The sequence below is a fragment of the Paenibacillus sophorae genome (assembly GCF_018966525.1).
Taxonomy (GTDB): Bacteria; Bacillota; Bacilli; order Paenibacillales; family Paenibacillaceae; genus Paenibacillus_AQ; species Paenibacillus_AQ sophorae.
On sequence record NZ_CP076607.1, the window covers coordinates 1,703,661 to 1,717,834 of the forward strand.

Below are 14,174 nucleotides of genomic sequence, written 5' to 3' on the forward strand. Positions count from 1 at the left end.
TAAATTAGATTTGGGAGGGAAGTCAAGGTGAACAAGGACGAAAACAGCTTTAAGCTCTTGGTTTTGTCTGAAGCGGGACAGGAGCTCATCTTGAATGAAAACCCGAAGAAACTCCTGGATAATCTGTTCAACAAACTCTCCGCCCATTTGGATCTGGATCTTTATCTTAATTATATTTTTGACGAAGAGATTCAGCGGCTTCATTTGATGAATTATCACGGAATTACCTGGCGTGAACAAGCGCTTATTGAGTGGATTGATCTTGGAGAAGCGGTGTGCGGGGAAGCCGCCCGGAAGCTTTCCAGAATAATCGTCGAAGACATTCAAAGCTCCTCGGACCCTAAGGTCGGGATTATCAAAGATTTTGGACTGCAGGCTTATGTAAGCCATCCTCTGATATCCTATGGAAAATTCGTGGGGACTTTGTCATTTGGATTACGTAACCGCCCCGCTTTTTCTCCTGTTGAATTGGATATTTTACAAAATATATGCAGTCAAGTATCGATCGTTCTGGACCGTATCCTGCTGATATCGGCTCTGAAAAAAAAGAATCGGGAGCTCGCTCAAAAGAATAAAGAACTCAGACACTCGGAAGAGCAGCTGTCCGCCATTTTTTCCGTAATCCCAAGTCCGATGCTTGTCGTCTCTCTTTACAATAATCAAATCATTGAATACAACGATCCTCTATTATCTATGTTGGGCATAAGCGGGGAAGAACTGGTCAACCGGTACTGGCCTGAACGGCATACCGAGAACTCATTGCTAGAACGGATAATGGAGGTTTCTTTGCAGTCTTTGTATGAGGGTAATATTGAAGTTTCTTTTCAGAACGCTTCGGGCCAGCACAAGATTTGTTTATGCCAAACCGTTACGGTGGACATCAATCAAACCCCCTGCATGCTTACTGTCTTCAGCGACCTTACGGAGCATAAAGAATATGAAAAGGAATTGGTGCGGCTCGATCAGCTTCATCTTATCGGTGAAATGGCGGCGGGCATCGGTCATGAGGTGAGAAATCCGTTAACTACGGTTCGAGGGTTTCTGCAGCTCATGAGTAAAAAGGAATCCGGAAAACAGTCCTATCTGGAGATCATGATTGAGGAACTGGACCGGGCCAACTCCATTATCTCCGAATTTCTCGGGCTGGCAAAAAATCAAAGAATCGACATGAAATACGACCAACTAAATGAACTGATTGCAAAAATCCTTCCTTTGATTCAAGCGGATGCGACGGTTGCGGGGAAGACGGTAAACGCCGAACTGGGGCAAATTCCGCCTATGTATATGGATGAGCGAATGATCCGTCAGCTCATATTGAATATGGTTCGAAATGGACTGGAAGCCATGCCGCCGGAAGGACGCTTAATCATTAGAACCTTCACGGAAGAAGATGCAATTATACTATCTGTTGAAGACAGCGGCAAAGGGATTCCTTCCGACCAGATTGAGCACATATGGAAACCATTTTATACAACCAAAGAAAGCGGCTCCGGTCTGGGACTCGCCGTATGCTTCAACGTTGCCAACAAGCATGGCGCCAAAATCGACGTCGTCACGGGACCGACCGGAACTACCTTTTCAGTTAAGTTTAAAACGTTGCCCGCATGAAATTCTTAAATATTGAAAGCTCTCGACCCGGTAGACAATCGGGAGAGATACATATAAATATCACAATTTGCCGCAGGATTCTCGAAGTTTTGATCGTCATATATATAAGCCTCTTTAGGCTCTATGCCTCTAAGGCTGAGCTTGCCCGAAATCAGGGTCCCAGCGGTACTTGGCCTCCCGGATTTCCTGAGCCCGGACATCGAGGCCGTTCCATGACTCATGCGGGTAGGCGGAGATCAATTGATGCAGCCGGAGAAAACGGTCGCGGGGAAGCGAATGGGCGTAACGGCTGATGAAGCTGGAGTAGAGCAGGGCGTAGCGCTTCATGCGCACTGCCGCTCCGGCCACCGCGGCGAGGATCGCGGAGCCGTCCTTCATTTCAAGAATTTGGGCTTCATACCGCTGCACATAGCGCAGGGTACGGTCCTTGATCAAATCGCGCCGGAGTCTTGCGACTTCACCGATGTATTCCGCGAGCAGCGGTTCAAAATCTCTTAACAGCAGCTGCTCCATCTCGAGATCCATGTCCTTGCGCAGCCGGAAGCCGTGCAGCAGGGCGATGCGCTGCCTGGCGACGCGGTCGCCCCGGAGCAGCACGGCGATTTCGCGCAGCTTCTCATAGGCAAGCGTATCATTCTCACGCAGCACGGAAACGGCTTCCTGCCGGTTGATCTCCAGGCCCTCTTTGACGGCAGCGATGTTCCGGCCGAGCAGTTCGTCCAGCGAACGCAGATTTTCGGTCGGCCGGGCCTTTCGCTGTGCGGCGAAGAGCGCCGCCAGCAGGGCGAGCCCGCCCGCCGCGCACAGCGCCCGCTGTAAGGAGTCCCCAGCGAAATAGACCGCGGCCACAGTCAGCAAGGCGGCGATCAGCAGGGATACCGTCATGCGGCGTCCGGCAAGCGAAGCCGCCCGCTCCTCCACGGAGACAAGGGTGGCTCTGCCGCAGTAGAGGCAGCGCTTTTCCGACAGGGCGGTGAACCGTCCGCATCGCTTGCAGACGCGTAATTTGCCGAAGGAATAGCGGGGGGCTTTGAAGGGACGGAGAACGACCGGTTTTTTCTTAGCCATGGGTTCTGTCGCCTCCATTCAGCGAGGCCAGCAGCCGCCCGTCGATCTCTTCCCGGGCAACCGGCCTGCGTCCCCGAAGGAAATAGCGGAGAATTTGAGTGACGGTATAGAGAAACGTAATTCCGAGTATAACGTATGAAATCATGGAGCTGTCCTTTCCAGGGGAACGGTGCGCGCCCCTAACAGGGTTCGAAAAAGGCTGACGGATGCCGCCCGTCCCTGCCTGCTCAGCGTTCCTTAAGTTGAAGTTTACAGGGTTTAATTATATCATAATGGCATGCTATTGACAGAATTTAGCTGTCCTGGTCCAGCTTTGATGCCGCCTATCAAATTATAAGAGGAGTTATAGTCATGCTTCGTAACGATGTCCGAAATAGAAGGTTTTTGTCTCTGTTCACGCGGCGTCTTACCGCGCTGCTGCTGGCGTTCTGTCTCGCGGCCGGTCCGTTTCCGGCGTTTCCGGCATATGCGGCCCAGTCTGCTCCGCCTGGAGCCTCGTCGCAAATTGACGCCGTGCTGGTGCTCGACGTCAGCAATTCCATGAAGACGAGCGATAAGAACAATATCGCCGGCGAGGCGATGAAGATGTTCATAGATATGCTGTCCGCGAAGGGGGACAAGGTCGGCGTCGTCGCCTACACCGACAAGGTGCAGCGCGAGAAGGCGCTCCTGACGATTAACTCGGCTTCGGATAAGCAGGATTTGAAGGATTTTATCGGCGGTTTGGATAAGGGCTCCTACACGGATATCGCCGTCGGCGTAGATGAGGCGGTCAAGGTGCTGCAGAATGGCAGTGATCCTTCCCATGAGCCGATGATCGTGCTCCTGGCCGACGGCAACAATGATCTGAATGAAGCATCCGGCCGGACGCAGAGCGAGTCGGACCAGGAGCTGAGCGCGGCGGTGGAAACAGCCAAGAAGAACGGGTATCCGATTTACACGATCGGCCTGAATGCAGACGGCAAGCTCAACAAAGCCAGTCTTGCCAAGCTGTCCGACCAGACGGGAGGCAAAGCGTTCGCGACGGATACCGCAGACGATCTGCCCGAGATTTTGAGCGAGATTTTTGCCGACCATCTGAAGCTTAAAGTGGTGCCGGTGCAGTCGATAACGGCCAGCGGCGAATATCAAGAGGTAACGGTGACCGTCCCGAACGCCAGCGTGCTGGAAGCTAACATTTCCATCATATCGTCGAAGCCGGTAACGGCGAAGCTGACCGACCCGTCAGGGGCAGGCGTGGCGATTCCTTCGAATAATGTGCTGCTGTCCAGGTCATCGACGTACAGTCTGCTGAAGCTGCTGTCCCCGAAGGAAGGGGACTGGAAGCTCCAGATTAAGGGCGTTCCGAAGGATAAAATCGACATCAATCTGATTTTCAACTACGATCTTGAGCTTAAAATGGACGCTTTGTCGTCCAAGACCTACAAGAAAGGCGACACCGTCGGCATTTCCGCCCATTTGTTCACGGGCGGTACGCAGGTGAATGAAGCGGAGCTGTACGGGAACATGAAGGCGGTGCTGCTGGCGACCGACCTGGACACCGGTAAGACCGATGAGCTTCCGCTGGACAATTCGGGCGGCGAGTTCAAAGGGAGCTTCGAAGTTAAAGACAGCCACAATTACGAATTGAAGGTCCGGGCGGAAGAGAGCAGCTTCTATCGCGAGAGCCAAGTTGTGCAGGTAAATGCGGGAGGAGCAGCTACCCAGGCGCCTGTTACCGCAGGTACGGCCGGAAGCGGCAGTGAGCAGCAGGATGGCGGCAGGTCGTGGACCCTGATTCTAATTATTGCCGGAATCCTGCTGGTTCTGGCGGCCGCCGCCTTTATCTGGATGCTGTGGAAGAAAGCGAACCGCGGTTTTGTCGGCCAACTGGTCATTGAGGTGCTTGACGGGAACACCGGGGAGAAGACGTATCCCCAGTACAAGAAGCTGACGGGCTTCCGGGGCAAATTCAATCTGCACCAGCTGCTTCAGCTTGCCCCGGAACTTAGGGAAAGTGAGAAGCTGGTCTTTACGCCGGTGAATAACGATCGGCTGCAGCTGCGCGGCGGCGACGGGATCGCGGTCGAGAAATCGGGCCGGGCGGTCGACGCCTCCCGGGGGCTGGAACTGAAGAGCGGAGACCGCGTCTCGGTTCCGCTCAGCAGCGTGGATAAGACGATTATGCTGGAATATTTGGTATAGAATCTGTAAAACTTTTAGGGGGCCAAACATGAAACCGGTCGTAAGAGAACATATTCAGCAGCTGGACGTATCGCTCGGCGGAGGTATCGTCAGCGACAAAATCAGAGTTGACACGATCGACAATCCGATTCTTATTATCGGTCTGGGAGGAACGGGCATCGACGCCCTGCTTCGCCTGAAATACCAGATCAACCGCCGCTTCAAGCTGCCGGAGGACCCTATTTCCAAGAAGAAGCGGGACAAACCGGACAATGTGGAGTTCCTCGCCTTCGAGACGAACGAGCAGGACCGCGGCAAGAAGTATAGAGGCATCGGCCTCGACTCGCAGAACGAGTTCGTGCTGCTGGCCAACGCCGAAATCGGCGGGCTGCTGCAGAATCGAAGCATCCTTGACCCCTACATTACGGAATGGCTGTCGCCCGAGCTCAGCATCACGGACGGCATGAACGGCGCCGCCGGCGTGCGTCAGGCGGGACGGCTGCTGCTGTTCACGAAGATCAACCAGGTCGTTGGCGCGATTGACAAGAAGATCAAGACGTTGTCGGTCGGCACGAACAAGAAGCTGATGGTCTTCCTGCTGACAGGCTTGTCCGGCGGCACGGGAAGCGGCGCTTTTCTCGACATCGCCTACATTGTGCGGGGCATCATCGAGCGTGATTACGGCTCTGCCGGGATCGACCGGGTCAGCACGCTCGGATATCTGTTCACGCCGGACGTGAACCTGTCGAACAAGAGCCTCAGCGAGCATACCCGCGAATACATCCGCAAGAATGGCTATGCGGCGCTGAAAGAGCTGGACTACTGGATGAACGTGGACAGCCGGGGCGAGCGTTTTCGCCAGCAGTACGGTAATATTTTGACCGTCAATTCCCCGCTGCCCCCATTCAATCTGTGCCACCTCATTTCGGCGACGAACACAGAAGGCAAGCTGCTGGAGAACGCGTATGACTACTGCATGAACGTGACGGCGGAGAACATTACGAACTTCATGGCCAGCGAGGAGAAGCAGTCGGGCGAGGAATTCGCCATTCACGACTATATCAGCAACATCCGCACGAATATCGCGCAGATGCACAAGAGCTATCCGGCCAACTACGAATACAACATTATCGGGGCTTCGTCCGCCGTGCTGCCGATCGAGGAAATGACCACGTACCTTGCTTACCGTCTGTTTGACAAAATGGACAAAATGTTCCACCAGGCGCCGGGCCAAGAGGACATCGAGAAGCTTGCCCGCAAGCTCGGAATCGATCTGGAAAGCATGATCAAGTCGTTCGAAGCCCGTGTGCCGGAGCCGCTGCCAGGTTATGAGAACAGTGAGCGCCTGAGCCATTCCAACGTCATCAAGCATCAGGTCGTCGATATGGATACCGAGCTGGAGCAGAGCTTCCTGTCGCGTGCAAGAGAAGAGTACATCAAGGTGAGGAAGCAGCTTCCCGGTGAAATCGTTGGACGATTCGGCGAGGAGATGGAGCGAACGTTCCTGCATCCCGAGCAGGGGCCGTTCTATGTGTCGCGGCTTATCTTTACGGAAAAAGGCTTCTGCATCCTCAAGCTGATTCAGTCCTACATTGAAGCGCTGCGCGAGAATCTGCTGCGTCTGCCGCGTGATATCGAGACGGCCCGGGAGTCGGCAGAGGACAAACTGGGCGATGCGCGGAGCGCTTTTGTCTCGAAGGAGAAGAAGAAGAACGCCTATATCGACGCGAAGATCAATGAATATTGGCTGCAAGCCGATACGGAGCGCACCGAGCGCATGATCGAGTTCTACGAGGATCTGTACGAGCTGCTGAACGAGGAGAACAGCCGGATTTACGGTGTATTTACAGAGATTTTGAACGCGCTCAGCTCGATTTTTTCCAAGAACGGGGATATCTTAACGAACGGCGAAGAACAGACGGACCACAAGGGCAACAAGACGTATTACTGGAATATCGTAAGCGTGCCGGATATTTCGCAGACGATTTCGAAGATTATGGATCAAAAAGACGGCAATGATCTGATCCGCGACTTTTCCCGGGAAATGTTGCGTAATTCCAGCCGCTGGGTCAGAGAGCAGGAGATCGATATCGTCCGCTCCATTTCCGAGTTCCTCAGCGACAAGTTCGGGGATCTCATCACCCGGTCGATGGAGGATTTTCTGACGATGAAATACGGCAGCGAGGAGCCGCTTGACAAGCTGGTGGAACGCACGGTTGCCGGGAAGCTTGACGAGGAGGCTGTACCGGTCTTCCATCTCAGTAACAGCTCGGGCAGCCTGCACTTCCCTTCATGGGGCTTCGTATCGGTGCCTGTGAAGGCGCCGGGCATCCTGAAGGGGATTCGCAATTACCAGAACAACGCGCTCGGCAAATCGCATTTTACGGTCAAAGAGAGCGAGGTTAAGAACCGGATTTTCTGGCTGAATACGCGCAACGGTGTGCCGCTGTTCGTCTATACTCCGCTGCGGGTGTATGAAGAGAACTACGAGCGGACCATTCTCGACAAGGAAGGAATTGGACGGCACTTGGTGCAGACGGAGAAGAACAATTGGACGTATCTTCCATCGCCGATTCCGGAGCAGTCCTGGGGGGACACCTACAGCAACGCACGGGTGCGGGAGCATAACGCCAGAGTGCGCGGAGATTTCGCCAAGGCGCTGGAAGCGGGAGCCATTATTGAAAAAGGCTTGGACGAAAACACCAGCAACCGCTATTCGGTCGTGTTCACAAAGCCGTTCGACATTGAAGCGTTCCTGCGCGGTTACGACCTTCAACTGGATGCTTCCCGGCCAAATCTGGGCGAAGTGAAGAAGGCGGCGGACGAGCTGAGAAGGCTGCGTGAGAACGGGCTGGAGCGCGAGGGCGTAAAGGATATCTTCGGAAGCATTAACCGGGAGCTGGCCCAGGAAAATCTGATCCGCTCGCCGCAGCTTACAACAAGAGTGCGCGAGGAGCTGGCGAAGTATGAGGCGCTCTCGGCCAAAGCGGAGGAACTGAATGCGGTGCTGCACCAGTTTCTGGACGAGGAAAAATGGATGGACCAGTTCCTGGAGGCCCTCTACACCGATGCCATCGTGAAAAAAGGCGCACTGTTCGTCTACGACAAGGACGAGGAAGAGGACGCTTGGGAGCCGTTCGCCAATCTGATGAAGGAACGCAGCTACGTGGAATATGCGGTCTACCGCCATTTCCGCTCGCTGGATGAGAAGAGCCGCAGCGTGCTGCTGCGTAAAAGCGCCCGGCGCGCTGCGGAAATGACCGCGGCCGAGGATGTGGCCCCGCTGCTTGATAAGCTGGATAGCCTGTATGAAGCCTTCCTGGAAGCGCGGGACAGCCTGGAATACGAGCGGGTGGAGCACGCCGATGGCGACGAAATGTACGCTTTCTATAAGGGCATGACCGGAAAGCTCGGCAGCATCCGCAGAAAGCTGAAGTAAGCCTATGATCAGATCGCAGGCAATGCGTTATGCGGCGGAATATGCCGCCCGGGAAGACCGGCTGCAGGATCAGGGTGACAGGCGCAGCAGCATTCACTACCCTGCTCTGTTTCTGTTCGTAGGAGAGAAGACGGCGACTGCAATCGGGCCCGTACTGGACACCTGCCGCCGCAAATGGGATAACGCCGGCGGCGTCCTGGCGGTGCATGCCGTTCCCGAGGGCTGGAATGCGGAGGAGTCCGGCGGCCAGAAGGATGAAGCCTCATCCGCTGCAGTTGGGGAGGCCGCATACGGCGGCGCCGTTCCCGGCGTTTACGAATGGAGCGGGGTTCCGGCGTCCGCCCGGACAGACTGGCCGGCCGACCCATTGAGAACGATGATTCTTCCCCGGTCGGCAGGCCGCGATCCCCGTACCGTCCGCCGGGACCTGTTCCGGGAATTTCACGGAGAGCAGCGTTATCTGGCGGAGATGAATACCGCGCTGCGGCGCTTGACGGGCGGCATAGCGGATTACGGCCGTCTGTATTCATCCTTCGATGTCATTCATCTCTCCATCATTACGCGGGTCGACGACCCGCTTAATGTGCTGCTGCCGGAAATCACGCTGCTGACCCGCGCCGTGCTCGGCCAATCGTTCAAATCGGTGCAGACCGACCTGTTCGCGCTGATCAGCGAACGGGACCAGGCTGAGAGCTTCGGGCTTTCTAGCTCGGCGGGAATGGCTTTCCTGCGTGAGCTGGAGGGAATGCAGTCCCCGGATTACGAACACACCGCTTCGCTGCTCGTTACGGAAGACGGGCTGTCCATTCCGGTCAGCCACGGCCCTTCGCCGCTGTTCGACCTTGTCTACGTCCTGTCGGACAAGAATGAGCGCGGCACGTCCCCGGCGGGCGGAATGGCCGACAATTACGAAATTATTTCCCACATCAGTCTGCTGAAGAATGTGATGCGGCCCTCCGGGAACTTCGGCTCGGAACAGGTCGGCTATAACAATATGGCGTTCAAAAGCGGAATCAGGGGCAGCACGGGCCGGCAGGGGTACGCATCTGCCGGCTTCTCCGGCGTCAAACGGCCGAACCGGCAGATTGCGCTGGCGGTGCTGTACCATACGTTCCGGCGAATAAGGGAGGATATGTCCCTCGAGAGCCGGCTCAGCCCGCGTGAACGGCTGGAACTGCTGGGCTTAAGCCCTGACAGTCTGCGGGATCGGGTCCGGCGGCTGCTCCCGGACAAGGAGGGGATTCTTGAGATGACGGGCCTGATGAGCCACGGGCGCCCTTCCTACCATGAGCTTAAAAGGCTGTCTCTTCGCGAAGCGGAACAAATGATCTTCGGCAGCGGCGGCGAGGCCTACTTCCACAGCAATTTCGCCTCGCCTGCGGCTAAGCAGCTGGAAACCGCCGATCCCCTGCGGGAATGGTCGCCGCTGCTCGCCGCTCCTGATGGGGCAAATCCGGGAATCACGTTCTTCCAGCTGGCGGAATGGACCGCCGACCGGGACGATGCCGGCAGCGTGCTGTACGGGCTCCGCCAGCACATGGCCGGCCTCAGAGCGGCGATTGCCTCATCACGGGAAGAACTGGAGCTGCTGTACGAGGACAGTGTGGACCGCCTGCCCTTTCAACGGGTGCCGCTGATGGATAAGCGGACGGTCCGAAACTTCATTCATTATCTGTTCGCCGAAGGCTACGGTGCAAAATATGAGCTGCTGCTGCTGGAGAGCGAGCTTGCGCTATGCGCCCGTCTTGAAGCCGGGCTGGAGTCGCTGCATTCGGCAAGCGTCAGGCGGCTGAAGGCGATGGAGCGGCTGGAGGAGGAGCTTAAGGCGGCGGCGCTGGACAGCATCGGCCGGGCCGAAGGCGATATTGGCCGGAACATTATGGAGTATTATCGTGTCGTGACGGATGAAGTGATCGACGAGATTGAGGCCCGGCGCGGTCCCGGCGCCCTGATGGGCGAGCGGTATATGGGAAGCCTGCCGGACCTGCTGGATCGGGGCGTTGATGCGGTGCTGGATCGGTTGATCGAGGTATGCGGGCGGGAAATTCTGTCGGCGGAGCCAGTTGCGCTTTCCTTTGAGGAAGAGCTTCTGCGGCGGGCAAATGTCGCGGCGGCGTACGACAACCGGGAGGTATTATCTAGAGAGGAACTGTTCCGGCGTCTGTACCGCTCACTGGAAGAGGAGGCGGCCATCCATGTCCGTCTCTTTGAGTACACGCAGGAGCACCGCCATGAGGAAAAATATTTCTTCGGCGACAGCGGCTCGGAATTTTTGCGCTATGCGCTTTCCGCCGATGAGACGACGCGGATTTACCGGCTGGGCTTTGTGCATGAGCGGCGGCGCAGCGGTGTGGAGAAGCTGAACCTGATGGGCGGGTTCCATCTGGAGGACCTGTTATACTACCGCAACGGCCGGATCTATTATGAGACTTATTTAAAGAACGGTTACGAGCTGCACGGCGTGGATGAAGAGTCGCTTCCAGCCCTGCGCTAGAAGGCTTCCCGAAAGGATGATGAATCAATGCAGCGAAAATTGAATTTGCTACTCCTCTTGTTCAGTCTGATTGGCGGAGCGGTTGCCTTTTGTTTAGGCGAGCTGCTGCTGGGCCGCCTGCTCGGAGAATGGCCTTCCATTCTGGTCGTTGGCCTTTATTTTGCCATTGTGGCGCTTGGCATGGGACTCGGCTGTCTGCTCGCAGAGATGATTTCGCCGAGGTTGAACGGCTGGTCGTGGCGCCAGCGCTACCTTGGCTTATCGTGGAAGCTGCTCCCGCTAGCCGTTGTTATCCTGCTGGGTGTGGGGATATTGATGGAGTTCGTATATGAACTTAATTTCGGCGGTCTAAGGCCGGTCAAGGATATCGTGATGGTCATTGACGATTCCGGCAGCATGGAGCAGAGCGATCCCGGCAACAGCCGCTACTCGGCAGCCCGGGACCTCGTGATGCGGATGGATGGGGATAACAAGGTCGCGGTGCTGACTTTCAGCGATGAGGCGGCGGTCGTCCAGCCTCTGACTTCGCTTGCGAAGGCGGAGAACCGGGAGCAGGTGACGGGAGCGATTAACACTCTGCGGACGACCCAGGGCGGAACGAATCTTAGCGGCGCGCTGTCGGAGGCGCTGAATGTCATTAACGGCGACAGTTCCTCCGGCCGGGGAGCGATGGTTATTCTGCTGTCGGACGGAGTGAGCCGACTTGATACCTCTACAGAACTCCGGGCGTATGTGGACCAAGGTATCTCGGTCAACACGATCGGACTCAGCATTACTGATCCTTCCGGCCCTGCTCTGCTTAAGGCAATCGCTGCGACAACCGGCGGACAATATTATGATGTGACCGACGCGAACCGGCTGGCCGACATCTTCCGCCAGATTTACGACCGTCTCGGCGACCGGACGCTGCTTACGGAGCGGACGGACAACACGCAGCACAGCCCTTACTACGGGGCCCTGCGGATTCTGTCGATTGTATTGATCGGCGCCGGGCTCGGGCTCGGGCTCGGCATCGTCTTCGACAACCGCCACCTGGCCAAGAGTTTCGGCTTGGGAGGGATCGCGTCCGGCTTCCTGGCCGGCTTCACGCTGGAATACGGCCTGGGCAGCCATGGCTTCCTGAATGCGATGGTAAGGCTTCTTGCCGTGCTGCTGCTGACAGGCGTAATCGCGCTGTTCACCGCAATCGTTCCGGTGGGAGAAGGGCGCCTGACCCGGAAGGGGCGCGGAGAAGCACAGTCGCTGCCGCGATCGTCGCAGGGCTTTCCTGCACGCGGTAAGCGGAGCAGTAAAGGCTTCTAACAGCAAGGTAAAGATCACAAGGAAAGGGGCTGTGCGGGGATGAGGTACATCGAGCATTCACCGGACTTGCCGGCTATCACGGATATAACCTCGCACGTGGAGGACCGGACCTGCACGCTCAGGTGGCGCTGGCCGGACGGCCTGCAGGCCGTCTATATCCACAAAGGCCCAGGCGGCGGAGATCATCCGGAAGAGGACAGCTGCCCGCCCGGTGGTTTGAAGCTGTATACGCGTGAAGAATACAAAGCGGGCGGCGGTTATTATGACCGGCTGGAGGAAGTTGGTCCGGTGGCCTACACCGTATTTGCCCGTCTGACGGAGGACGGGGAAACCCTCCTGGTCCGGCAGAGGGACGGCGCCAATCGCGCCGCCGTCAGCGCGGGCAAGGCCCGGATCTATTACGCGATTGACCGCAAGCGGGGCTTGTTCCGCAAGGAACAGACCGTACATATGACCATTACGGCGGAAGTTCCCGTCGGCAGGGAAGTCCTGTGCTATGTCAAAAAGCGCGGCGGCAATCCGGCGTCAAAAGAGGACGGCATCCTCTTTCCTTTTGTGCAGGATTTCGCGCCCGGACGCAACGCTCTTCCGCCGATTGAGATCGGCAAGGACGATCACATTCGTATCTTTTTTACCGATGGGCCGAAGTATGGCCGCTACTATGAGCTGGTGCCGGAATGATCGGGGCCAGGGGGTCTGCGCCGTCCGTATGGAAGCTGTGTCCTGTAGAGCGGTCTTCTATTATGCATAGAACTTATGATTTTTCGGGGTCCCCGCAAAGTACCTGAGTAAACTTCGAGGCCATGGCTGCACTTTGTGGGGTTATTTTAGGAGGGTGAACATATGTCTTTTTTCAGCCGCTTTTTAAAAAAGAACCAGCCGCAGCCGCGGCCGCTTTTTTATGATATCGTATGTCCGTATTGCTTCAGCAAATTTGCGCCATCGGATGTGGTCTTTCGGGCCACGCACAGCCGGGAGGACGATGAAGATTACGCGCTCGGCGAAGACGATGCGCTCAATAAATACCGCGACCTGTTCGGACTCGACTCGGTGGACGATCTCGAAGCGATCATTCCGCCGTCCGACATTCCGGAGGAGCATCATCATTATACGGATCATGTGCTGACCGGGCTTACCGACCGCTACGGAATGCTTACGCGCAGACGTCTCTGCCCATACTGCCACAACGAGCTGCCGGTGACCGCGGGGAAGGTGCCGAGCAACATCATTTCCATTATCGGCGCTTCCCAGGTCGGCAAATCGGTCTACATGACCTCGCTGATCCACACGCTCCAGCATACGACAGCCGGCCATTTTGGCGCCGCCTGCATGCCGCTGAACGCCGAAATCAGCCGAAAATTCCGCAGTTTGTATGAGGACCCGCTGTTCGAGCGCGGCGATCTGCTGTCTTCGACCCAGAAGGAGAAGATGCAGGAGCCGTTTATTTTTCAATTCGTGTTCAAGAATGAGGAGAAGCCTCCGTTGACGCTTGTTTTTTTCGATGTAGCGGGAGAGGGCATGGTTGATCAGGATTACCTCGGGCTGCACGGCCAGCATATCAAGAATTCGGCGGGAATCCTGTTCATGGTCGATCCGCTGCAAATTCGGTCCATCCGCGAAAAAATCCGCATCAATATCGGTGACCGCCCCGGCGAATGGGTATCGCAGTACGATGAGCCCCGGGACGTGGTCCTGACGATGTTCGGCGATTTCATCGCCTATCAGGAGAAGAGCAGAACGGAAATTCCAACCGCCGTTGTGCTGACCAAAAGCGATATGCTGCACTCGCTGAAGGACGAGGACGGGGATTACATTAAAGCGAACAGCAATGTGTTCAACAATTACGTTCACCGCGGGACGCTGAATATGGATGAGGTTGGCAATATCGACGGCGAGATCAGCCGTTTTATCGGAAAGGTGGACCGTCCGTTCAAGGATACGATGGATGTGTATTTCTCCAATACCGCCTACTTCGCGGTTTCGGCGCTTGGCAGCAATCCCGTCGATCAGAAAATCGAAGGCGTCGTCAGTCCCATCCGGGTGGACGAACCGTTCCTGTGGCTGCTGCACAAGCTGAAATTCATCGAGGGGAGCGATTAA

9 protein-coding genes are annotated in these 14,174 nt (G+C 56.3%); 7 read left to right on the forward strand and 2 right to left on the reverse strand.

Annotated elements, in window-relative coordinates; all coding sequences use genetic code 11:
* Window positions 1–27 precede the first annotated feature (27 nt).
* Complete coding sequence (locus KP014_RS08005) at window positions 28–1,608, forward strand: ATP-binding protein (RefSeq protein WP_051500187.1); 1,581 nt, start codon at window positions 28–30, stop codon at window positions 1,606–1,608.
* 129 nt (window positions 1,609–1,737) lie between these two features.
* Here KP014_RS08005 and KP014_RS08010 read toward each other — a convergent pair whose 3' ends face one another.
* On the reverse strand, window positions 1,738–2,676 hold the full coding sequence (locus tag KP014_RS08010; protein ID WP_036596564.1) for a hypothetical protein: 939 nt from the start codon (window positions 2,674–2,676) through the stop codon (window positions 1,738–1,740).
* The gene (locus KP014_RS08015; RefSeq protein WP_175491916.1) at window positions 2,669–2,821 is read right to left on the reverse strand and encodes a hypothetical protein; all 153 of its coding nucleotides are present in this window, start codon (window positions 2,819–2,821) and stop codon (window positions 2,669–2,671) included. The genes KP014_RS08010 and KP014_RS08015 overlap by 8 nt, the downstream gene beginning before the upstream one ends.
* Window positions 2,822–3,027: 206 nt before the next feature.
* On the opposite strand from KP014_RS08015, the gene KP014_RS08020 reads away from it, so the two are divergent.
* From KP014_RS08020 to KP014_RS08045, 6 genes are all read left to right on the forward strand, one after another.
* Window positions 3,028–4,860, forward strand: a complete 1,833-nt coding sequence (locus KP014_RS08020) for a vWA domain-containing protein (RefSeq protein ID WP_036596565.1) — start codon at window positions 3,028–3,030, stop codon at window positions 4,858–4,860.
* Window positions 4,861–4,888: 28 nt separating this feature from the next.
* Window positions 4,889–8,278 carry a tubulin-like doman-containing protein gene (locus KP014_RS08025; protein WP_036596566.1) on the forward strand — a complete coding sequence of 1,130 codons (3,390 nt, stop codon included), beginning with the start codon at window positions 4,889–4,891 and terminating at the stop codon, window positions 8,276–8,278.
* Window positions 8,279–8,282: 4 nt separating this feature from the next.
* On the forward strand, window positions 8,283–10,772 hold the full coding sequence (locus KP014_RS08030; protein WP_090834502.1) for a transcription initiation factor TFIID: 2,490 nt from the start codon (window positions 8,283–8,285) through the stop codon (window positions 10,770–10,772).
* Window positions 10,773–10,799: 27 nt separating this feature from the next.
* Window positions 10,800–12,074: a vWA domain-containing protein gene (locus KP014_RS08035; protein ID WP_036596568.1), complete on the forward strand. Its 1,275-nt coding sequence runs from the start codon at window positions 10,800–10,802 to the stop codon at window positions 12,072–12,074.
* A 39-nt stretch (window positions 12,075–12,113) separates the two neighbouring features.
* Window positions 12,114–12,755 (forward strand): hypothetical protein, encoded by a 642-nt coding sequence (locus KP014_RS08040; protein WP_036596569.1) that lies wholly within the window; start codon window positions 12,114–12,116, stop codon window positions 12,753–12,755.
* 162 nt (window positions 12,756–12,917) lie between these two features.
* Window positions 12,918–14,174 carry a TRAFAC clade GTPase domain-containing protein gene (locus KP014_RS08045; protein WP_036596572.1) on the forward strand — a complete coding sequence of 419 codons (1,257 nt, stop codon included), beginning with the start codon at window positions 12,918–12,920 and terminating at the stop codon, window positions 14,172–14,174.

Coding starts and splice junctions, on each gene's coding strand:
- KP014_RS08010 (WP_036596564.1), bottom strand. CDS start 2,676: ATGGCTAAGAAAAAACCGGTCGTTCTCCGTCCCTTCAAAGCCCCCCGC.
- KP014_RS08015 (WP_175491916.1), bottom strand. CDS start 2,821: ATGATTTCATACGTTATACTCGGAATTACGTTTCTCTATACCGTCACT.
- KP014_RS08020 (WP_036596565.1), top strand. CDS start 3,028: ATGCTTCGTAACGATGTCCGAAATAGAAGGTTTTTGTCTCTGTTCACG.
- KP014_RS08025 (WP_036596566.1), top strand. CDS start 4,889: ATGAAACCGGTCGTAAGAGAACATATTCAGCAGCTGGACGTATCGCTC.
- KP014_RS08030 (WP_090834502.1), top strand. CDS start 8,283: ATGATCAGATCGCAGGCAATGCGTTATGCGGCGGAATATGCCGCCCGG.
- KP014_RS08035 (WP_036596568.1), top strand. CDS start 10,800: ATGCAGCGAAAATTGAATTTGCTACTCCTCTTGTTCAGTCTGATTGGC.
- KP014_RS08040 (WP_036596569.1), top strand. CDS start 12,114: ATGAGGTACATCGAGCATTCACCGGACTTGCCGGCTATCACGGATATA.
- KP014_RS08045 (WP_036596572.1), top strand. CDS start 12,918: ATGTCTTTTTTCAGCCGCTTTTTAAAAAAGAACCAGCCGCAGCCGCGG.